We start from the raw sequence: 20,525 nt of genomic DNA on the forward strand, positions 1-20,525 counted from the left end.
TGGTGATCCTCACCGGCTGCAACCCGGCGATCAACCATCCGGTGGCGGCCACCTACTTCAAGCAGGCGGCGAGAAACGGCACCAAGCTGATCATCCTCGACCCGCGCGGCCAGGCGCTGGACGCCTACGCCCACCGCAGCGTGCGCTTCACCCCCGGCGGCGACGTCTCGCTCTACAACGCCATGCTCAATGTCATCATCGGCGAGGGGTTGTATGACCAGGGCTATATCGATGCCCACACCGAGGGCTTCGAGGCGCTCAAGGCCCATGTGCGCGAGCTGACCCCCGAGGCGATGTCGCCGGCCTGTGGCGTCGCCCCCGAGCAGATACGCGAACTCGCGCGTCTCTATGCGACCGCCGACAAGGCGATGATCTTCTGGGGCATGGGCATCTCCCAGCACGTCCATGGCACCGACAACGCCCGCTGCCTGATCTCGCTGGCGCTGGCCTGCGGCCAGACCGGCCGTCCCGGCACCGGCCTGCATCCGCTGCGTGGCCAGAACAACGTCCAGGGGGCGTCGGATGCGGGCATGATCCCCATGGTGCTGCCCGACTACCAGCCGGTCACCGACGCCCAGGTGCGTGCCGCCTTCGAGGAGCTATGGAACACCCCGCTCGAGGAAACGCCGGGGCTCACCGTGGTCGAGATCATGGATGCCATCGCCGCCGGGACCATCAGGGGCATGTACATCCTCGGCGAGAACCCGGCGATGTCCGACCCGGACCTCGACCATGCCCGGGCAGCCCTGGCCAGGCTCGAGCACCTGGTGGTGCAGGACCTGTTCGTCACCGAGACGGCCCAGTTCGCCGATGTCATCCTGCCGGCATCGAGCTGGCCGGAGAAGGACGGCAGCGTCACCAACACCAACCGCCAGGTGCAGCTCGGCCGCGCCGCCGTGCCGCTGCCCGGTGAGGCCAAGCCCGACTGGTGGATCATCCAGCAGCTCGCCAATCGCCTGGGCCTGGCGTGGGACTATACCCACCCCCGCGAGGTGTTCGCCGAGATGAAGCAGGGCATGGCCTCGCTCGACCACATCAGCTGGGAGCGCCTGGAGCGCGAGAGCTCGGTGACCTATCCCTGCCCCGCCGATGACGCCCCCGGGGCCGACGTGGTGTTCAGTGAGGTCTTCCCCACCGCGAGCGGGCGAGCGACCTTCACCCCGACTCGCCCGCTGCCGCCGGACGAACCCATCGACGGCGACTACCCCACGGTGCTGATCACCGGGCGCCAGCTGGAACACTGGCATACCGGCTCCATGACCCGTCGCAGCCGGGTGCTCGACGACCTCGAGCCCGAGGCGGTGGCGAGCCTCGCGCCGGCCGAGCTGTTGCGCCTGCGCATGACGCCGGGCGAGCCGATCACCATCACCACCCGGCGGGGCGCCATCACCCTGAAAACGCGGGTCGACCCGCAGATGACGGAGGGGATGGTGTTCGTGCCTTTCTGCTATGTGGAGGCGGCGGCCAACCTCCTGACCAACCCGGCGCTGGACCCCGACGGCAAGATCCCCGAGTTCAAGTACGCGGCTTGTCGCCTAAGTCCAGCCATTGAGAGACAACAAGATGAAGTTCGATGACGAGCCCGTTCCGGGCTACTCCCTGCCGATCCTGCCCGGCCATGTCTCCCCCGGGCGGCTGGAGAGGGTGCTGCGGGCAGGCAAGTTCGCCATCACCAGCGAGATCGACCCGCCGGACTCTGCCGACCCGGCCGAGGTGCTCAAGCGGGCGGCAATCTTCGATGGCTATGTCGATGCCATCAATGCGACGGATGGCTCCGGCGCCAACTGCCATATGTCCAGCGCCGGGGTCTGCTCGCTGCTGACTCGGGTCGGCTATGCCACCATCCTGCAGATATCGTGCCGTGACCGTAACCGCATCGCCATGCAGGGCGAGATCCTCGGTGGAGCGGCCATGGGCGCCTGCAACCTGCTGTGTCTGACCGGTGACGGTGTGCAGGCCGGCGACCATCCCCAGGCCAAGCCGGTATTCGATCTCGACTCCATATCACTGCTGCAGGTCGCCCGTGGCATGCGCGACGAGCACCGCTTCGAGAGCGGGCGGCGTATCGAGACGACCCCACGGATCTTTCTCGGTGCGGCCGAGAACCCCTTCGTGCCGCCGCTGGACTGGCGACCCCTTCGCCTGGCCAAGAAGGTGGCGGCCGGTGCCCAGTTCATCCAGACCCAATACTGCTTCGATATCGAGCGGTTGCGCGACTTCATGCTCAAGGTGAACGACCTCGGTCTGTTGGAGGGCCCCGACCGCGTCTTCATCCTGCCCGGGATCGGGCCCCTGGCTTCTGCACGCAGCGCTCGCTGGATCCGCGAAAATGTCCCCGGGGTGCATATCCCTGACGCGGTGATCACCCGGCTCGAGGGGGCCAAGAACCAGAAGGAGGAAGGCAAGCGACTCTGCATGGACCTGCTTAACGAAATTCGCGAGATTCCGGGCGTCAGCGGCGCGCACATCATGGCCTACCGCCAGGAGCACAGTGTGGCGGAGATCATCGAGACGACGGGGGTGCTCGAAGGCCGCGTGCCCTGGTACCCGGGGCGCGACGACCCGAAAGCGCTCAACCCCGAATCCCCGGAAGCCTTGCAGCTCTAGCGTGATGGACTTCGATACCGGCACCGGGACGGTGCCTGACTACCGTCTCTACTGTTCGCCGGACAGCGCCAACCTGGTGGTGCGCGTGGTGCTCGAGAGCGAAGGTATCCGCTATCGAGAGGTGCGCATCGACCGGGCCGCCGGTGGACTGGATGAGCCGGACTTCCGTCGGCTCAACCCCTTGGGCCTGTTGCCGGTACTGGTGGATGTGCGCCATGGAACGGCGCTCTTCGAGACCGGTGCCATCCTCTTGCACCTTGCCGAGCGCTGCCACGCCGCACGCTTTACACAACCGGCAGCCCGTGGCCGCCTGCTGGCCTGGCTATTCTTTCTCTCCAACACCGTCCACGCCGAGCTTCGACTCTGCTTCTATACGCCACGCTATGCGCCTCGAGCGGGGGATGCCCAGCGGCTGCGCGATGCCCTGCGGCCCCGTCTTGTGGCGCATCTCATGCAGCTGGAATCGCTCTCCGAGCATGGCCGGGAGCCCTGGCTGCTCGAGGAAGGGCCCAGCGTGCTCGATCCTTACCTGGCCTGTCTGGTGCGCTGGATGCAGCTCTACCCCGTCGATGACCCCTGTCGTGCGCTTCCCTGGGAGCGCTTGCCGAGCCTCGTCGGCTTGCTGGAGGCGCTGGCCGAGCGGCCGGGCATACGTCGTGCGGCCAACGCAGAAGGCATCGCGGGGCGGCTGTTCATCGCGCCCGACTACCCTGCCCTAGATCTGCGCGGCGTGACCGGCTAGACCCGGGGAGGGCATATTGGCTTCATCCAACAACCATTCACTAAATTTCCTGGCGATTGGTCGCTCCAGGTCTGCGCCCACACTTACCATGTAATACGCCTGGTCACAGTTAAGGGGGCAATCCACCAATATCGTCAATTTTCCGGCACCCAGCTCTGCCTGGTGTAGCTCTCGACTGCCGAGTAAGGCGCCTTGGCCGGCCATGGCCGCCTCCAGCGCCAGCAGCCCGTTGCCAAATCGCAGCTCTCGTAGCGCTCCGGCTTCACATCCCTGTTGTCTGAACCATTCTTTCCAGACGTAGGGTTCATCGGAGCGGGTGAGGGTGCTGTCGCAAAGCAACGGCAGCCCGCGCAGTGCGTCGACACCCTCCACGGTGGCGGCCAGCCCCGGTGCACAGATTGGCACCAGATCCAGACTCATCAACCGCTGGGGCTCCAGGTCCGCGTAGTTGCCGTAGCCAAGTCGCACACAAACGTCGATGCCCGTGCGCTTGAGATCGGCCATGCAGAAGGCGCCATCAGGGGCGCGATCCACCGTATGCAGGCTCGCCTGCAGCCGTACTTCGGCGTCCGGGCAACGGGCGTAGAAACGGTGCAGGCGTGGCACGATCCATTTGGTGGCAAACAGGGGTTCTGCGCACACGGTGACGATCAGGCGCTCTTCGCCATAGGCGCGGATCTTATCCACCGCACGCTCAAGTGTATCAAACCCCTCATGTAGCTCCGGCAGGGCCACACGCGCAGCCTCGGTCAGGCTGACCCGCCGGTGGTGACGTATGAACAGATCGACACCAAGATATTCCTCGAGCGCCTTGATCTGGTGACTAATCGCCGCCGGCGTGACATTGAGCTCCTTGGCGGCCGCGGCGAAACTCTTGGTTCGCGCGGCGACCTCGAAATAGGAGAGTGCGATCAGGGGGGGGAGTCGAGACATCATCAATCCTCGCAAGAATGGCGGAAGGCCACTACGCGATCAAGTGCCCTGCTCAGGAGCCACTATATCCTTGCTGGCACGAAAGCCATACCGCTGCCTCAGGCCGGGCCCATTGGATTTTTTGGCTCTTTGATCGTTTCGATCCAGGCCGCCTCCAGTCGAAAGGGGCCAGGTTGTTTGTCGGCGATCAGCAAGCCTAGCTGCTGGATGCTGCCCGGATCCAGTAGCGGGGCATCTTCCAACCGTCGTCCGCGGAACATCGCCTCGAACGCCGGCAAGGGCAGTGCAACATGCTGCCACTCGCCCACGGGTGGCTGGAAGAGCGCCCGGTAGGCCGTTCCCTCCGGAAGCTGATAGTTTCTCAGGCGCAGCTGATAGCAGCGGCCGTCACCGCGAACGTACAGCACAAGGCCCGAGGCGTCACTCAGGTTCATGGCCTCGGGATCGCGGCGCACCGAGGCGAAACCGCCGTTGTTCTCCAGTGACGTCTCGCCGCTGAACACGCCGCTACCGTCCTCCACGTGCAGGCCGCCTCGGGAGATGCCACCGTTTTGTAACTCGCCATGACACTCCGCCGGAAAATCGGGATAATGGTGGGTTTCCCGCTCTCGCTTCGCCGAAGCTCCCACGTCCGGTGCCCCATGGAAATCAAGGTCAACTATCTCGACAACCTCCGGCTGGAGGCCAAGTTCGACGACTTCACGGTCATCTCCGACCAGCCCATCCGCTACAAGGGCGATGGCTCGGCGCCGGGGCCGTTCGACTACTTCCTGGCGTCCTCGGCGATGTGCGCGGCGTACTTCGTCAAGGTGTACTGCAACGCGCGGGACATCCCCACCGAGAACATCCGGCTGTCGCAGAACAACATCGTCGACCCGGAGAACCGCTACAACCAGATCTTCAAGATCCAGGTGGAACTGCCGGCGGACCTCTCCGACAAGGATCGCCAGGGCATCCTGCGCTCCATCGACCGCTGCACGGTGAAGAAGGTGGTGCAGACCGGGCCCGAGTTCCAGGTCGAAGCGGTCGACAACATCGACGAGGACGCCCAGGCGCTGTTGCAGGGAAACGTACAGGGTGACGCGAATGTCGAGACGGGCACCTGGATCGAGGGCAAGGACCTGCCGCTGGAGCAGACCATCGCCAACATGACCGCGATCCTGGCCGATCTCGGCATGAAGATCGAGATCGCCTCCTGGCGCAACATCGTGCCCCATGTGTGGTCGCTGCATATTCGCGACGCCGCCTCGCCGATGTGCTTCACCAACGGCAAGGGCGCCACCAAGGAGAGCGCGCTCTGCTCGGCGCTGGGCGAGTTCATCGAGCGGCTGAGCTGCAACTTCTTCTACAACGACCAGTTCTTCGGCGAGCGGATCGCGGGCAGCGCCTTCGTCCACTACCCCGACGAGGAGTGGTTCCAGCCCGGCCCCGATGACGCGCTGCCGGACGGCATCCTCGATGATTACTGCCGGGCGATCTACGACCCGGAGGGGGAGCTTCGCGGCTCGAACCTGATCGACACCAACTCCGGCCAGGAGGCCCGCGGCATCGTCTCGCTGCCCTTCGTGCGCCATTCGGACGGCGAGGTGGTCTACTTTCCGTCGAATCTGATCGAGAACCTCTACCTCAGCAACGGCATGAGCGCCGGCAACACCCTGCACGAGGCGCAGGTGCAGTGCCTCTCGGAGATCTTCGAGCGGGCGGTGAAGAAGCAGATCATCGAGGAGGAGCTGGCGCTGCCGGACGTGCCCCAGGAGGTGCTGGCGCGCTACCCGGCCATCGTCGAGGGCATCGAGGCGCTGGAGGCCCAGGGTTTCCCGGTGCTGGTCAAGGATGCCTCGCTGGGCGGGCAGTTCCCGGTGATGTGCGTCACCCTGATGAACCCCAAGACCGGCGGCGTCTTCGCCTCCTTCGGCGCCCACCCGAGCTTCGAGGTGGCGCTGGAGCGCAGCCTCACCGAGCTGCTCCAGGGCCGCAGCTTCGAGGGCCTCAACGACTTCCCGCCGCCCACCTTCAATACGCTGGCCGTCACCGAGCCCAACAACTTCGTCGAGCACTTCATCGACTCCTCGGGGCTGGTCTCCTGGCGCTTCTTCAGCGCCCGTGCGGACGTCGAATTCGTCGACTGGGACTTCTCCGGCAGCAACGCCGAGGAGGCGGCGACGCTGTTCGGCATCCTCGAGGAGCTGGGCCTCGAGTCCTACATGGCCGTCCATGAGGACCTGGGCGCGCCGGTGTGCCGCATCCTGGTGCCCGGCTTCTCCGAGGTCTACCCGGTGGAGGACCTCATCTGGGACAACACCAACAAGGCGCTGCTGTTCCGCGAGGACATCCTGCACCTGCACGAGCTGAGCGACGAGGCGCTGAGTGATCTGCTCGAGCGCCTGGAAGAGAGCCAGATCGACGACCACCAGGACATCATCACCCTGATCGGCATCGAGTTCGACGAGAACACCGAGTGGGGCCAGCTCACCATCCTCGAGCTGAAGCTGCTGATCAACCTGGCGCTGGGCCAGCACGAGGAGGCGCTGGAGCGGGTCGACATCTTCCTGCAGTACAACGACAACACCGTGGCGCGTAACCTCTTCTATCGCGCGGTGAGTGCGGTACTGGAGATCCTCCTCGATGACGAACTCGAACTGGACGACTTTCTCTACAACTTCCGGCGCATGTTCGGCGAGGCGACCATGGAGGCCGTGGTGGGCTCGGTGAACGGCAGCGTGCGCTTCCACGGCCTGACGCCTACCAGCATGGCGCTGGAGGGGCTGGAGAGGCACCAGCGCCTGATCGAGAGCTACCAGAAGCTGCACGCCCACCGTGCCAAGCGGCATGAGGCCGCCGGTGGCACGCGGGTGACCCGACCCGAAGGGTTGCCGGGCTAACCGCGCTCGGCGTCAGCCCGCCGGCACGCGGCATGCGAGAGAGCGGTCAGGTCGTCCAGTCCACCGGTGCGCGTGGATCCGGCTCATAGGCGACATAGGTGCCGGTGCGTATCGTCCGCTCCAGGTGCTCGCCGAGGCGTGAATGGTGCCGAGCGATCCGCTCCAGGGCGTAGCGCAGCGAACGGGTCGTGCTGGTGCGTGCGCGCTCCACGCCGCCACCGACGGTTCGGGCCCGACCGTTCAGGCCGACCCCGCGGCGCAGTTCGTCGATGAGATACTGGCGATCGGCACGCGCCAGCTCCGCGCGGTGCAGGTCGTTGTTCGCCTCGGCCTCCGCGATGTCCTCTTCCGTCTCGGCGAGCCGCCGCCGATAGGCCTCGCGCGCCTTCGAGTCGAACACCTCCAGTCCGCACTGAGTAGTGACGCCGAGATCCTCCGAAGGCCCGCCGATGGTGAGCGCCCCGCGCTCCACCGCTACCAGGTCGAGGACGTGAAACTCCCGGCCGGGTGCCGTCAGCAGGCGTTCCAGGTAGCGCATGCCCTTGAGATCCCTCAAGTGGACCGTGGTGCCGGCGAAGGTCACCGCTCGCATGTCGCCCTCGCGGCGGAAGACGCAACGCTCGGGGCTGGTGGCCTGCCGCGAAGGCGGCGCCGGCACCTGTACGCGAGCCCGTTCCGCCCAGAGCCCGGCGTTGAGCGCCTCGAAGGCCCGACAGGCGGCGTCGAGTTCCAGCTCGGCCGAGCTGTCGTCGCCCGCGGCGCGATGCGCCGCGGCGAGCTCGACGCGCAGGGTCGCCGCCTCGAACGGCATGCGCAGCGAGACCCACTCCATGACGGCCTCGCTCAGCAGCCGGATGGCTTCGCTTTCCAGCCCATCGTACAGCGCCAGGCGCCCCTTCGCGGCGAGCGCCGAGTTGTGCAGGGTGCGGCTCTGGTACGTCCGGGCGATCTCGGCGAGGTCGGCGGCGGCCTCTCGCGCCGTATTGTCGTCGCCGGCCGCCAGCGCGATCACCACCTGGGCCTCGCGCAGGGGCGCCCGTCGCAGGCCCCCTGTCGGCGGGCGCTCCTTCGACGGGATGTCGAACGGAGACTCGAGGGCGCTCTCGATCATCGAGAAGGCGTCATCGACGCGGCCCTGGGCCAACCGCAGCATCGCCAGCCCCGGCTGCGGCAGCCAGGCATTCTGGTGGGCCGCCAGGAACGCATCCTCGGCGCCCGCGAAATCGCCCTTGCGCAGCCGCGCGTTGCCAAGCTCGGTCAACGGCCAGCCGAACTCCCGCCGCATCCAGGGGCGCAGCTCCTCGCAGGCCAGCAAGGCTTCCTGTTCGGCGGCGTCGCACGGCCCGCGCAGGCGCATGATCTCCGCCTGGTGTACCCGGCAGCGGCCATGGAGGCCCCCGAACGCGGCGCCCTGGCGCCAGCGCTCCATGGCCTCGGTCCACTCTTCGGCGCGGTCGTGCTGGCCGATCCACTGCATCGCGCAGATGAGCTCGCACCACATCTGGCCGGTGGTGAGGGGGTCGAGGTTGCCCGAGCTCAGCTCCACGGCCACATCGTCCAGCGCGCTCAGCCCTTCATCGAGCTCGCCGTCATGGATGCGGACCCTGGCCAGGGCCACCTGGCCGATGATCGACGGCGGCGCCAGGGCGTGCCGTTGCCCTCCGTCCATGGCCCGTCGGGCCCATTGCTCCGTCCCCGGCATGTCGCCACACATCAGGCGCTCGTAGGTGCGCACGGCGGCGAGCCACGCCCAGACAGGGCTGTCGGGCGCGTCTTCCACCAGGCGTTGCGCCCGCGACAGCCAGGCCCGCACGGTGGCCATCAGGCCCGTGTCCATCATCAGGTACATGCCTACCATGACCGCGGCGAATGCCGCGTCGTGGGTGCGCTGGTCTTCCAGGTGCAGGTGGTAGAGCTCGCCATAGGCGGCCAGGGTGCCTTCCAGATCGCCGACCCCGTACGCCGCCTGGGCGCGCAGCTCGAGCAGCTCGGCCGAGGGTGGCGCGGAGAGCCCGGCGAGCAGCTCCCGTGCCCGGACGAAGTCGCCGCCGTCGAGAGCGGCGCGAATCGGCGATAGTGGCGCGTCCGTCATCGCTCAGCCCTCCGTGTTCCGGTTGTCACAAGGATTGTCACGCTCTTTTGGGTAGGTGCCCAGTGCACCAGATGAGAAATCAGCCAAGAGAGGAGCAAATGCCATGAGTGACATCCTTTATGACAGGCTCGGCGGTCGTGCGGGTATCGACAAGCTCGTCAATCGCATTGTCGACCTCCACCTCCAGAACGACGTCGCCGGACCGCGGTACCGAGCCCTCGATGAGGAGGCCATCGACCACGCCCGCGAGAAGGTCAAGGAGTTCCTCGCGGCCGGCTCCGGCGGACCGGTGGAGTACACGGGACGCTCGATGATCGAGACGCACACCGGGATGAATGTCAGCGCGGCAGAATTCGTCGCCGTGGTCGACGACATCATGCAGGCCATGAAGGAGATGGAGTATCCGCAGCCGGTCTGCAACGAAGTACTGGGCGTTGCCTATTCGCTCAAGGAGGAGATCATTCATCGATAGACCGAGGCAGCGGCTCGTTTCTGGCATGGCGACGGTTTGTCCCACGGCATCGAGGGAGCACACCGTTTAGAATGGGCCGATCCATGGGCCGGTATGGCGGGGCGCCTCGCTTCGCCATTACCGCTCCGTCGCCTTATTGTCAGGGATGACCGATGCCGAGACTCGTCACACCGCTGTTGCTTTTATCACTGATGCTTCTGTCGCTGCTGCTGTTGGCGGGGTGTCAGGAGCCGTCATCGCCGCCATCGACGGACGCCGAGCCACGCTGGGTCAGGACCGCCACGCTGACGGCGAACTCGGCAGCAACCCTTTCGCTGACCGGGGTGCTGCGCGCGCGCTATGAGACGCCCCAGGCCTTCCAGGTCAGCGGCCGGATCGCCACGCGCCATGTCGATGCCGGGCAGGCGGTTCGCCAGGGGGAGGTGCTGTTTACCCTCGACCCGAGCGATCTGGAGGAGGCGCTCACCGCCGCGCGGGCGGAGCTGGCCGCGGCCGAGGCGTCGCTGTCCGTGGCCGAGGCGGACCTGGCCCGCGACCGGCAGCTGCTGGAGAAGGACTACCTCAGCCGCCAGGCGTTCGAGCGCGCCGAGCTCGGCGTGCGCGAGGCCACCACCCGCCGTGACGCCGCCAGTGCCCGGGTGGCCCAGGCCCGCAATGCGCTGGATTACGCGACCCTGCGCGCCGAGGCCGACGGCGTGCTGATCGAGGTCAGCGGCGAGCCGGGGCAGGTGGTCGGCGTCGGCCAGGTGGTGGCCCAACTGGCCCAGGAGGGCCCGCGCGAGGTCGAGGTGAGCTTTCCTGCACGGTCGCGCCCGCCGGAAACCGGCGAGCTGCTGCTGGGCGAGCGCCGCATTCCGCTTACCCGCCGCGAGGTGGCCGGTGCCGCCGACCCCGCGAGCCGCACCTGGCGCGCCCGCTATCGGCTGGAGGGGCCGCTCGACGAGCGCGGTCTGGGCGACATCGTCGAGGCCCGTTTCCCCCTGGCTGACGGCGAGGCTGCCGGGCATTTCGGGGTACCCGTGGCGGCGCTGGACGAGCGCGGCGAGGGCCCGCAGCTATGGCAGATCGTGGATGGCCAGGCGCAGCCGCTGGCGGTGACCGTGGAGCGCGTCACCCGCGAGCACGCCCTGGTCAGCGGCGAGGGGCTCGAGGCGGGACAGGCGGTGATCAGCCTGGGGACCCACCTGCTCACGCCGGGCATGGCGGTACGCCCGCTGGACGAGAAGGGCACACCGTGAGCTTTCCCAACCTCTCCGCGCTGGCCGTCCGCGAGCGCGCCGTGACGCTGTTCTTCCTGGTGATCGCCCTGTTGGCGGGGCTCTATGCCTTCGCCTCCATGGGGCGAGCGGAGGACCCGGACTTTACCGTGCGGGTGATGATGGTCTCGGCCGTATGGCCCGGCGCCTCGCCAGAGGAGATCCAGGAGAGCGTGGTGGACCCGCTGGAGAAGCGCATCCAGGAGGTCGACGACCTCTACCGCATCGAGACGACTATTCGCCCCGGGCGCGCCGACCTGAAGGTGGAGTTCGAGGACTACACCCCCGGCGACGAGATGTCGGAGCACTTCTACCAGGTGCGCCGCCGGATGCAGGACGTCGCCCCGAGCCTGCCCGACGGCGTGGTGGGCCCGCTGATCAACGAGGATTTCGGCGACGTCTACTTCTCGCTGGTGGCCTTGAGCGCCCCGGACATGCCGATGCGCGAGATGGTCCGCGAGGCGGAGGTGATCCGTGATCGCCTGCAGCGTGTGGAGGGTGTCAACAAGGCCCAGGTGCTGGGCGAGCGCCAGGAGCGGATGCACCTCGACTTCGACCTGGCCCGGCTGCAGAGCCTGGGTATCTCGCCCCAGGCCGTCTTCGCCGCCATCGAGGCGCACAACCGCCTGCTGCCCGCCGGGCGCGTCGACACCGATGGCCCGCGCATGTACCTGCGGCTGAACCAGGACCTGTCGGACCCCGAGGCGCTGGCCGAGGTGCCCATTCGCATCGGTGAGCGATTGATTCGCCTGGGCGACATCGCCGAGATCTCCCGCGGCTATGAAGACCCCCCGAGCTATCGGGTGCGCGCCTTCGGCGAGGAGGCACTGCTGCTGGGCGTGGTGATGCAGAAGGGCGAGAACGGCCTCGAATTCGGCGAGCGCCTGGAGGCCTTCTGGCAGCAGGAGCGCGAGCGTCTGCCGCTGGGCATGTCGCTGGAGGTGATGACCAACCAGGCCGACGCCATCGCCGGGGCCGTTAACCTCTTCCAGGTGAAGTTCCTGGTCGCCGTGCTGGTGGTGATGCTGGTCACCATGCTGGCCGTGGGGCTGCGCGCCGGCATCGTGGTCGGCATCGCCATTCCGGTGACGCTGGCGCTGACCTTCGTGGTGATGATGGCGATGGGCATCAACCTGGACCGCATCACCCTGGGGGCGCTGATTATCGCCCTGGGGCTGCTGGTCGACGATGCCATCATCGCCATCGAGATGATGATCGTGAAGATGGAGGAGGGCTGGGACCGACTCGAGGCCGCTGCCCACGCCTGGAACGTCACCGCCGCGCCGATGCTGTTCGGCACCCTGGTCACGGTAGCCGGCTTCGTGCCCATCGGCTTTGCGCAGTCCGCCGTGGGCGAGTATGCCGGCAACATCTTCTGGGTGCTGGGCATCGCGCTGCTGCTGTCGTGGATCGTGGCCGTGGTGTTCACGCCCTACCTGGGGGTCAAGCTGCTGCCCAAGCAGAAGGTCGCCCATGGTGAGCACGAGGCCTACCAGTCGCGCGGCTATCGGCGCCTGCGCGGGGTCATCAGCACCTGCGTGCGCTTCCGTAAGAGCGTGGTGGTGGTGACGGTGGTCCTGCTGGTGGCCGCCGTGGCGGGCATGGCCGGGCCGGTGGAGAAGCAGTTCTTCCCCAGTTCCGATCGCCCCGAGGTGCTGGTCAGTGTCTACCACCCGCAGGGCACGGCCATCGGCGCGACCGACGCGACGACCCGGCGGCTGGAGGCGCTGATCGGCGAGGCCGAGGGCGTGGCATCGCTCTCCGCCTACGTGGGGGCGGGCGCGCCGCGCTTCTTCATTTCCGCCAACCCCGAACAGCCCAACCCGGCGTTTGCCAAGCTGATCGCCGTGACCGAGGGCGTCGAGGCCCGGGAGCGGCTGATCGAAAGGCTCAACGAGCGCATCGCGGCCGGCGCCTTCCCCGAGGCGCGGGTGCGCGTGCAGAAGCTGCTCTATGGCCCGCCGGTGGACTGGCCGGTGAGCATCCGCGTGCTCGGTGACGATCCCGACCGTCTGCGCGAGATCGGCCACGAGGTGCGCAAGGTGATCGCCGCGCACGCCGCCACGCGCGACCCGCACCTGGAGTGGGACGAGCGGGTGCCCAGGCAGCACCTGGCGATCGACCATCACCGGCTGCAGCTGATCGGCCTGACGCCGGATGAGGTGGCGCGCCAGCTGCAGTTCCAGCTGGACGGCATGACCATCACCGAACTGCGCGACGGCATCCGCCTGGTGCCCGCGGTGGGGCGCGGGGCCGCGCAGGACATCGCCGACCTGCAGAGCCTGGAGGTCGTTAACCGCGAGGGCCAGCGGGTGCCGCTCACCCAGCTCGGCGAGCTGGAGACCGTCTTTGAAGAGCCGGTGATCAAGCGCTACAACCGCCAGCCCTTCGTGGCCGTGAATGCCGAGATCGAGGGTGCTCAGCCCAACGACGTGACCCTCGAGGTATGGGAGGCGCTGGCGACGGTGCGAGAGCGCCTGCCCGCCGGCTACCGGCTGCAGATCGGCGGCTCGGTGGAGCAGTCGGACAAGGCACAGGCCTCGATCCAGGCCCTGCAGCCGTTGATGGTGGTGCTGATGCTGATCTTCATCATGCTGCAGATGCGCTCCTTTGCCGGCACCTTCATCGTGGTGGCGACGGCACCGCTGGGGCTGATCGGCGCGGTGGCGGCGCTGCTGCTGTTCAACCAGCCGTTCGGCTTCGTGGCCACCCTGGGGTTGATCGGCCTGGCCGGGATCCTGATGCGCAACACCCTGATCCTCACCCAGCAGGTTGCGGATAACGCCAAGGCCGGAATGGCGATGCGCGACGCCGTGGTGGAGGCGGCCGTGCAGCGCGCCCGCCCGGTGGTGCTCACGGCGGTGGCGGCGATGCTGGCGTTCGTTCCCCTTACCCTGGATAGCTTCTGGGGGCCGCTGGCCTACGTGCTGATCGGCGGCGTGGCCGTGGGCACGCTGATCACCCTGCTGTTCGTGCCGGCGCTCTATGCGCTGTGGTACCGCATCGCCTCGCGTGCCGAGTGATGCCTGGGCGGGTTGTCACGCCGGTGAACTAGGCTCACCCTGCAGGCCCCGATTGGCTCGCGCCACCGCCGCGGCGCGAGCCATGGACGCAGCGGCGCCAGTAGGAGGTCATATGGCCGGAGTGAGTACCGCATTCGTGATGCTGGCCGCGCTGTTCTGGGGGCTCTCCGGCGGCATCGGCGGCGTGCTCATGGCCGATGGCTGGGACCCGCTGGTCGTCTCGTTCTACCGCGGCGCGATTGGTCTGGTGTTCGTGCTCGCCTGGCTGGCGCTGTGCCCGGGCGGCAGCGGGCTGGCCGATCGCAGCTTGTGGAGCTGGTCGTTGATGGCCGGCCTGGGCGTGGCCGGCAACTTCACCTTCTACTTCGTGAGCATCTCCGAGGGCAGCGTGGCGGTGGCGGCGACGCTGATGTACTGCGCGCCGGTGTTCGTCTTTCTCGTCTCCTTCGCCCTCAAGCTCGAACGGCCCACGCCGCTCAAGTGGGCCGCCATTGCCATGGTCATGCTGGGGATCGTGCTGCTGACGCGCATCTACGACGTCCAACCGGGCGGGGTGACCCCCATCGGCGTCATCGCCGGGCTGCTCGCCGGGCTCTCCTACGCGCTCTTCATCTTCGGCTTCAAGTACGCCGCACCCCACGGCAGCCCCCAGGCCACGCTCGTCATCGCCTTCGCGGTCCTCTCGCTTATCCTCTTCCCGCTGGGCGATACCGGCCAGACCCTCTCGGCGCTGGGCACCCCGAGCTGGCCGCTCTTCGTCACGCTGGGCGTGCTCGGCGCCGGCGTGTCGTTCATCCTCTATGTCGTCGGGCTCAACTATACGGCCCCGGCCGTGGCCGCCATTGTGGCCATGATCGAGCCGGTCACGGCCTCGCTGTTCGGCGTCGTGGTGCTCGACGAGCGCCTGGTCGGGCTCGAGCTGGTCGGCATGGGCTTGATCCTGCTCACGGTGACGGCGTTGAGCGTCTCCTCCAGCTCGCGATAAGCCCCTCCCGCCCCGTGCCCTGGCGATGCCGCCCCCCTGTCTGGTGGATCAGCGAGGCGCCGGGTCGTGACGTTCCCGGCTGTCGGCCGGCGCCTGCTCGCGGTCGTGCATGCCGTAGTCGCGGATCACCCCGGCCACGCGCAGGCGGTAGTCCGCGAAGACCTCCTCGCGCCCCAGGGACTGGGCGGCGCGGTGGCGTTCCACCCGGCGCCATTCGGCGATCGCCTACTCATCGCGCCAGAAGGAGAGCGAGAGCAGCTTGCCCGGCTGGGCCAGGCTCTCGAAGCGTTCGATGGAGATGAAGCCATCGATCTCCTCCAGCAGCGAGCGCAGGCCGGCGGCGATGTCGAGGTAGTGGTCACGCTGGTCGGGGTGCGGCACGACTTCGAAGATGACGGCGATCATGGCGGCTCCTGGTTAAGGGACGCGCATCGCGACAGGGCGCGATGGCGGCGATGCCGACGCGCCCATGGCGGCATCTCCCACTGAACCTAGAGCTAAACGGCCCCTGCGTCACTCATTCGGTTCGGGGGCCTTGCGTTGTGGCACTCATCTGCATAACGCTCTGTTTGAGCTTCGGCATGGCCACTGGCCGCTGGCTCGACACGCCCCGCGCCTGGCGGGTCTTCAACGGCGTGATGGGGGCGCTCACCGCCGCCTGCGTGATCTTTATCCTGGGATAAAGGAGAGGGAAGATGAGGACGATAGGGCTGATCGGTGGCATGAGCTGGGAGTCGACCCAGACCTACTACCGTCTCATCAACCAGGGGGTGAAGGCGCGGCTGGGCGGGCTGCACTCCGCCCGGCTGGTGCTCTACAGCGTGGACTTCGCCGAGATCGAGGCGCTCCGACGCCGCGGCGACTGGGCGGCAACCGCCCGCATCCTCGGCGAGGCGGCCCGGACCCTGGAGGCGGCCGGCGCCGACTTCCTGGTGCTCTGCAACAACACCATGCACAAGGTCGCCCCACAGATCGAGCAGGCCGTGGCGATTCCCCTGCTGCACATCGCCGATGCCACTGCCAATGAGCTGCACCGGCAGGGCGTAAGCCGGGTGGGGCTGCTCGGCACCCGCTTTACCATGGAACAGTCCTTCTACCGCGAGCGCCTGGAGGCGCAGGGCATCCGGGTGCTGATTCCCGATGCCGCCCAGCGCGAACGGGTGCACGCCGTCATCTACGACGAGCTTTGCCGCGGCGTGATCCGGGCGGACTCGAAAGCCGCCTACCTGGAGGTCGTGGCCTCGCTGGCCGGGCAGGGCGCCCAGGGCGTGATCCTCGGCTGCACGGAGATCGGCCTTTTGATCCAGGCAGGCGATACGGACGTGCCCCTCTTTGACACCACCGCCATCCACGCCGAGCAGGCGGTGGAGGCGGCGCTTGCGACCAAACTCGACTTTGCAACCCCGCACCCGCTCACATAGGCTCATGCTAATGAACAGCTCGCAGGGAGCGAGGAAGGCACAGCGCGACACGCAAGGACTACCGCATGGATGGCTGCAGGTCGTGAACATGCTCAGGTAGGGGCGGTAGCGTGCCTGGTACCCTCGATACCCCTTCACCCGAGAGGACTATGTACTCCAGCAAAGCTATAGATCTGGGTGGTTTCCACGCTCTTGAGGCCGGGTAACTTCTGTACCGTTCGGATATCCTTGCCCTGGTTCAACAACTGGGCGGCGAAGCTGTACCAGATCTCACCTTACCAATCTGCCGTTCGATGTCGATATTGTGGACACGTAGTCGGCACGTCTCGATGAACCTCAACCCTGAGCCATAGCACGCGAGAATTCCCCAATATCACCCAAGGGCTGATCGAGGACGTGAAGATAGAGGAACACGAGGGCATTCAGCGCCTGGTTCTGCGTGGCCGCCGCCACCCGGCGTTCCACCGCCAAATGTTCCAGGAAGGTGCGTACTTCTGCGCCGCCCATGCCGGCGGGATGTAGGACCCCGTAGAAGCGAATGAAATAGCGAATCCAGTAGCAGTAGGTCTTCTCGGTGCGCGGGCTGTAGCGTTTCCACACGCATGGTAGCGCTGACCCGCTCCATCAGCTTCGGCGGCCTGCGGTGCGTATCCATAAAGCCTTCTTCACGATGCATGGATGTGCATACAGTATTGGTGTGCTGGTAAAACGGGCAAGCGCACGAATTCTGCATAGGTGGCCGAGCTATGCTTTGGACCTAATAAAATCAGAGATTTAGATGAAAAATCGCGCTAGATAAGATTATTGAACGCGCACGCTCGTTCAAGTCACTAAACGAGCACGCTGTATAATACCTGTTATACGTTTGCCATTGAGAGGTAGGCACGGTTGACCTATTATATTGTGAAAGTTGCAGTGACCGCCGTTTTGGTTGTCCTCAAACAGGAGGTCTCGAAACGAAGTTCGTTCGTCGGGGCCGTTCTTGCCTCGGTTCCATTAACTTCCGTCCTGGCAATGCTCTGGCTTTATATAGATACGGGTAATGTTGACAAAGTCGGCGCACTTGCAAGCAACGTATTTTGGTTGGTTTTGCCATCGCTTGCGTTATTTATTGCGTTGCCGGTGCTCCTGGCCCATGGAGTCAATTTTTATCTCAGTTTTGCAGGTTCAATTGGTATTACATCAATCTGCTACTTGGTAATGGTGGCTGTGCTTCGTTATTACGGAGTCCAGTTATAAATTACGTATAACCAGGCGCAGCAGTACGCGGCCAATGGCCGCCGGACGCCCTTTCCATGGCTCCTTCGTTGCCATTACAAGGTCGCCGCTGAGCTGTGCGTTCGGCGGCAGTAAGGTTTCCGGGGTGAATCGAACGAGGGAAATCCGATGAGCGACAAAGGCACCAACGAAAATTCTGACGCGAAATCCACGGTAACGGAGGAGCTGAAACGGGAGCGATACGAGCTGCTCCAGCGTTTGGAGGGCTGGCTGGAGACACCGATGCTAGTTCTCGCGTTCGTGTGGCTGGTGCTATTGATAGTGGAGCTGGTTCAGGGAGAGAGTCTGCTGTTCTATTTTCTCGGCACGATTATCTGGGTCGTCTTCATTATCGATTTCGCCGTGAAGTGGATCCTGGCCCCGGACAAGTTCGCTTACCTCAAGGTTAACTGGCTGACCGCCATTGCCCTGCTGCTCCCCGCGCTGCGGATCTTCCGCGTGTTCCGCGCGTTTCGGCTGCTCCGCCTGGCCAAGGCGGGGCGGGGGGTGCGGCTGGTCCGCGTCGTCAGTTCGCTGAACCGCGGCATGAGGGCGCTGGGCGCGAGCCTGAGTCGACGGGGATTCGGGTATGTGCTCGCTCTCACAGTGCTGGTCACGTTCGCCGGCGCGGCCGGGATGTACGCTTTCGAGAATGAGGCAGCCGGCGGCCCGAACAGCTACGGCGAGTCACTGTGGTGGACTGCCATGATCATGACAACGATGGGCTCGGAGTACTGGCCGCGGACGGTCGAGGGGCGTGTACTGTGCGTCTTTCTGGCCCTGTACGCCTTTGGTGTCTTCGGCTATGTGACAGCGGCCCTCGCCACCTTCTTTGTCGGTCGCGACGCCGATAGTAGCGACGCCGAAGTGGCAGGGAGCAAACAACTGGCCGCGATCCAAAATGAGGTGAGCGCCTTACGCGACGAGATCCGCGCCCTATCGCGACAACTGCCGAAGGTGTGAAACGTATTCCAGCAACATAATGGCACGCCGAACCAAACGCTGCAGCAGACCGGGGCCGCGTGTCGGCTTCTATGGTTCATTGCCGCTCTGGTGGCCCCGGCTGCTGAGCGGGGACGTTAAGCGTCCTTGACCCACTTTGGCAGCCATTTCAAGAATAAGAGAGTTTAAAGTTGAATTTAGGTACCAAGCATCAGTATATTCTTGTGTTTCTAACCGCAATTCTTTCGGGTGTAGCATCGACCGCAGGCGTTTATTTGATAGCGCCATACCAAACCGAACAGATAATCCGGCAGATGGAATATGAAAGAAAGGTCTCTACCTACGAGAAATTTTTGGATGAGAGTATTTCTGAACCATCCTCACTAGTTTTTAAGGTTATATCTCTTGATCAGATGGCGAGTAACATTACTACCGATGGCTCCATCCGATCCGTAGAGGACAAGCTGTTCGAGATCTCCCGTTCTACAGAATATGACAAGCTGTTCTATTCGTTGACTCGGCATTTCAAGCTACTTGAGCTCCATGGCAGCGAAAGAGTTAGAAAGTACTGTGAAGATATAACCTCAGTACTTCTCGGAAATAGATACGCAGTCGACTGGACCTATCATACCCAAGAGATGGTCGCAGTAAGAAATCAGTGGGATGATAACGATGGAGTAGTAATAGGCTGGGAGCCGCGGGTGACAGATGAGGAAAGAGCTAGGTTTTTGATTCTGTCAGCCCAATATAACGAGCTGATCCAACAGTTGAAAAGTGAAATTTCGACTACGGACGCCTAACCAGTGCGGTCAGCGGACGCTCCTGACGTCGCGCCGCTGCTTTTAGCGTAAAGCGAAAACAACATACGAAATGCCGAAGCCCCGAGCCAGTGATCTGGCTCGGGGCTTTTCGTTTTGACGGCGATGCTACTTCGCGGCGAGCGCCACCCCCACCTTGGAGCGGTTGGGCCGGCCGATGGTCTGGGTGATCCAGGTGCCGGTGGCGGCCAGGGCGTCCAGGTCGATGCCGCTCTCGATGTCGAGCCCATTGAGCAGGTAGACCACGTCCTCGCTTGCCACGTTACCGGAGGCGCCCTTGGCGTAGGGGCAGCCGCCGAGGCCTGCGACTGAGCTGTCGACCACGGCGATGCCTTCCTCGAGCACCGCATAGAGGTTGGCGAGCGCCTGGCCGTAGGTGTCGTGGAAGTGGGCGGCGAGCTTGTCCATGGGGATGTCGCGGCTCACGGCCTCGATCATGCGCTTTGCCTTGAGCGGGGTGCCGGTGCCGATGGTGTCGCCGAGCGAGACCTCGTAGCAGCCCATCTCATAGAGCGCCTTTGCCACCTCGGCCACCTTGGCGGGGGCGATCTCGCCCTCGTAGGGGCAACCCAGCACGCAGGAGACGTAGCCGCGCACCCGCACGCCAGCCTGCTGCGCGCGCTCGAGCACCGGCTCGAAGCGGGCCAGGGACTCGGCCACGGAGCAGTTGATGTTCTTCTGGGAGAAGGCCTCGGAGGCGGCGCCGAACACCGCTACCTCCTCGACGCCGCACTCCAGCGCGCCTTCCAGCCCCTTGAGGTTGGGGGTGAGGGCGGCGTAGGTCACGCCGTCGCGTCGCGCGAGGTTCTTCATCACCTGCTGGTGGTCGGCCATCTGCGGCACCCACTTGGGCGAGACGAAGCTCGCCGCCTCGATGTAGGTGATGCCGGCCGCGCCGAGACGCTCGATCAGCTCGAGCTTGGTGGTGGTGCTGATCGGCTCGGGCTCGTTCTGAAGCCCGTCGCGCGGGCCGACCTCGACCAGGCGGACGTGTTTCGGAAATGCCATCTGTTGTCTCCCATCCTTATCGCCCTGGCGGGGCTTGCCCCGGCCGGAATCTTGGCAATCTATTTGACCTCGGTGGCAAGCCCCTTC

Annotated in this window: 19 protein-coding genes; 12 read left to right on the forward strand and 7 right to left on the reverse strand. The window is 65.4% G+C overall.

The genetic code is table 11. From position 1 onward, the window contains the following. The 3 genes from M8009_RS00005 to M8009_RS00015 form a co-directional block, all read left to right on the forward strand. Nucleotides 1-1,577: molybdopterin oxidoreductase family protein (locus tag M8009_RS00005; protein ID WP_250058720.1), on the forward strand; the 1,577-nt coding region annotated here is incomplete at its 5' end. Beyond that, nucleotides 1,564-2,607, forward strand: coding sequence for a methylenetetrahydrofolate reductase (locus M8009_RS00010; RefSeq protein WP_250058721.1), 1,044 nt, complete (start codon nt 1,564-1,566; stop codon nt 2,605-2,607). The genes M8009_RS00005 and M8009_RS00010, both read left to right, overlap by 14 nt. A 4-nt stretch (nt 2,608-2,611) precedes the next feature. Further along, nucleotides 2,612-3,349, forward strand: coding sequence for a glutathione S-transferase family protein (locus tag M8009_RS00015; RefSeq protein ID WP_250059465.1), 738 nt, complete (start codon nt 2,612-2,614; stop codon nt 3,347-3,349). Here M8009_RS00015 and M8009_RS00020 read toward each other — a convergent pair. After that, on the reverse strand, nt 3,323-4,282 hold the full coding sequence (locus M8009_RS00020; protein ID WP_250058722.1) for a LysR family transcriptional regulator: 960 nt from the start codon (nt 4,280-4,282) through the stop codon (nt 3,323-3,325). The two genes, M8009_RS00015 and M8009_RS00020, sit on opposite strands and share 27 nt — an antisense overlap. A gap of 98 nt (nt 4,283-4,380) precedes the next feature. After that, nucleotides 4,381-4,911, reverse strand: coding sequence for a CIA30 family protein (locus M8009_RS00025; protein WP_347709820.1), 531 nt, complete (start codon nt 4,909-4,911; stop codon nt 4,381-4,383). Between the two features lie 12 nt (nt 4,912-4,923). On the opposite strand from M8009_RS00025, the gene M8009_RS00030 reads away from it, so the two are divergent. Then, nucleotides 4,924-7,164, forward strand: coding sequence for an OsmC domain/YcaO domain-containing protein (locus tag M8009_RS00030; RefSeq protein WP_250058724.1), 2,241 nt, complete (start codon nt 4,924-4,926; stop codon nt 7,162-7,164). Nucleotides 7,165-7,210: 46 nt separating this feature from the next. On the opposite strand, the gene M8009_RS00035 is transcribed toward M8009_RS00030, so the two are convergent. Then, the gene (locus tag M8009_RS00035) at nt 7,211-9,256 is read right to left on the reverse strand and encodes a tetratricopeptide repeat protein (protein ID WP_250058725.1); all 2,046 of its coding nucleotides are present in this window, start codon (nt 9,254-9,256) and stop codon (nt 7,211-7,213) included. Between the two features lie 103 nt (nt 9,257-9,359). Here M8009_RS00035 and M8009_RS00040 point away from each other — a divergent pair, with 103 nt between their 5' ends. The 4 genes from M8009_RS00040 to M8009_RS00055 all read left to right on the forward strand — a co-directional run bounded on the left by M8009_RS00040 (nt 9,360) and on the right by M8009_RS00055 (nt 14,992). After that, nucleotides 9,360-9,728, forward strand: coding sequence for a truncated hemoglobin (locus M8009_RS00040; RefSeq protein ID WP_250058726.1), 369 nt, complete (start codon nt 9,360-9,362; stop codon nt 9,726-9,728). 152 nt (nt 9,729-9,880) lie between these two features. Next, a complete protein-coding gene (locus M8009_RS00045; RefSeq protein ID WP_250058727.1) occupies nt 9,881-10,966 on the forward strand; it encodes an efflux RND transporter periplasmic adaptor subunit in 1,086 nt (361 codons plus the stop codon). After that, on the forward strand, nt 10,963-14,007 hold the full coding sequence (locus M8009_RS00050; protein ID WP_250058728.1) for an efflux RND transporter permease subunit: 3,045 nt from the start codon (nt 10,963-10,965) through the stop codon (nt 14,005-14,007). Before M8009_RS00045 ends, M8009_RS00050 begins: the two co-directional genes overlap by 4 nt. A 112-nt stretch (nt 14,008-14,119) precedes the next feature. Then, the gene (locus tag M8009_RS00055) at nt 14,120-14,992 is read left to right on the forward strand and encodes a DMT family transporter (protein WP_250058729.1); all 873 of its coding nucleotides are present in this window, start codon (nt 14,120-14,122) and stop codon (nt 14,990-14,992) included. Between the two features lie 48 nt (nt 14,993-15,040). Here M8009_RS00055 and M8009_RS19280 read toward each other — a convergent pair whose 3' ends face one another. Together M8009_RS19280 and M8009_RS19285 are read right to left on the reverse strand one after the other, a co-directional pair. Continuing rightward, complete coding sequence (locus tag M8009_RS19280; protein WP_250058730.1) at nt 15,041-15,196, reverse strand: hypothetical protein; 156 nt, start codon at nt 15,194-15,196, stop codon at nt 15,041-15,043. Between the two features lie 21 nt (nt 15,197-15,217). After that, nucleotides 15,218-15,397 carry an antibiotic biosynthesis monooxygenase family protein gene (locus M8009_RS19285; protein ID WP_250058731.1) on the reverse strand — a complete coding sequence of 60 codons (180 nt, stop codon included), beginning with the start codon at nt 15,395-15,397 and terminating at the stop codon, nt 15,218-15,220. Nucleotides 15,398-15,687: 290 nt separating this feature from the next. Between M8009_RS19285 and M8009_RS00070 the strand changes: the two genes are divergently transcribed. Then, complete coding sequence (locus tag M8009_RS00070; protein WP_250058732.1) at nt 15,688-16,413, forward strand: aspartate/glutamate racemase family protein; 726 nt, start codon at nt 15,688-15,690, stop codon at nt 16,411-16,413. Between the two features lie 336 nt (nt 16,414-16,749). On the opposite strand, the gene M8009_RS00080 is transcribed toward M8009_RS00070, so the two are convergent. Continuing rightward, on the reverse strand, nt 16,750-17,013 hold the full coding sequence (locus M8009_RS00080) for a site-specific integrase (RefSeq protein ID WP_250058733.1): 264 nt from the start codon (nt 17,011-17,013) through the stop codon (nt 16,750-16,752). A 288-nt stretch (nt 17,014-17,301) separates the two neighbouring features. On the opposite strand from M8009_RS00080, the gene M8009_RS00085 reads away from it, so the two are divergent. The 3 genes from M8009_RS00085 (at nt 17,302) to M8009_RS00095 (ending at nt 19,412) form a co-directional block, all read left to right on the forward strand. After that, nucleotides 17,302-17,652, forward strand: a complete 351-nt coding sequence (locus M8009_RS00085; RefSeq protein ID WP_250058734.1) for a DUF3147 family protein — start codon at nt 17,302-17,304, stop codon at nt 17,650-17,652. A 147-nt stretch (nt 17,653-17,799) separates the two neighbouring features. Then, entirely contained in the window at nt 17,800-18,633 is an 834-nt protein-coding gene (locus M8009_RS00090; RefSeq protein ID WP_250058735.1) for an ion transporter, read from the forward strand. Nucleotides 18,634-18,803: 170 nt separating this feature from the next. Then, nucleotides 18,804-19,412 (forward strand): hypothetical protein, encoded by a 609-nt coding sequence (locus M8009_RS00095; RefSeq protein ID WP_250058736.1) that lies wholly within the window; start codon nt 18,804-18,806, stop codon nt 19,410-19,412. A 126-nt stretch (nt 19,413-19,538) separates the two neighbouring features. Here the strand turns inward: M8009_RS00095 and M8009_RS00100 are convergent, their stop codons facing one another. Continuing rightward, on the reverse strand, nt 19,539-20,438 hold the full coding sequence (locus M8009_RS00100; RefSeq protein WP_250058737.1) for a hydroxymethylglutaryl-CoA lyase: 900 nt from the start codon (nt 20,436-20,438) through the stop codon (nt 19,539-19,541). Nucleotides 20,439-20,525: the final 87 nt, after the last annotated feature.

This window comes from Halomonas gemina (genome assembly GCF_023554995.1).
Classification (GTDB): domain Bacteria; phylum Pseudomonadota; class Gammaproteobacteria; order Pseudomonadales; family Halomonadaceae; genus Halomonas; species Halomonas gemina.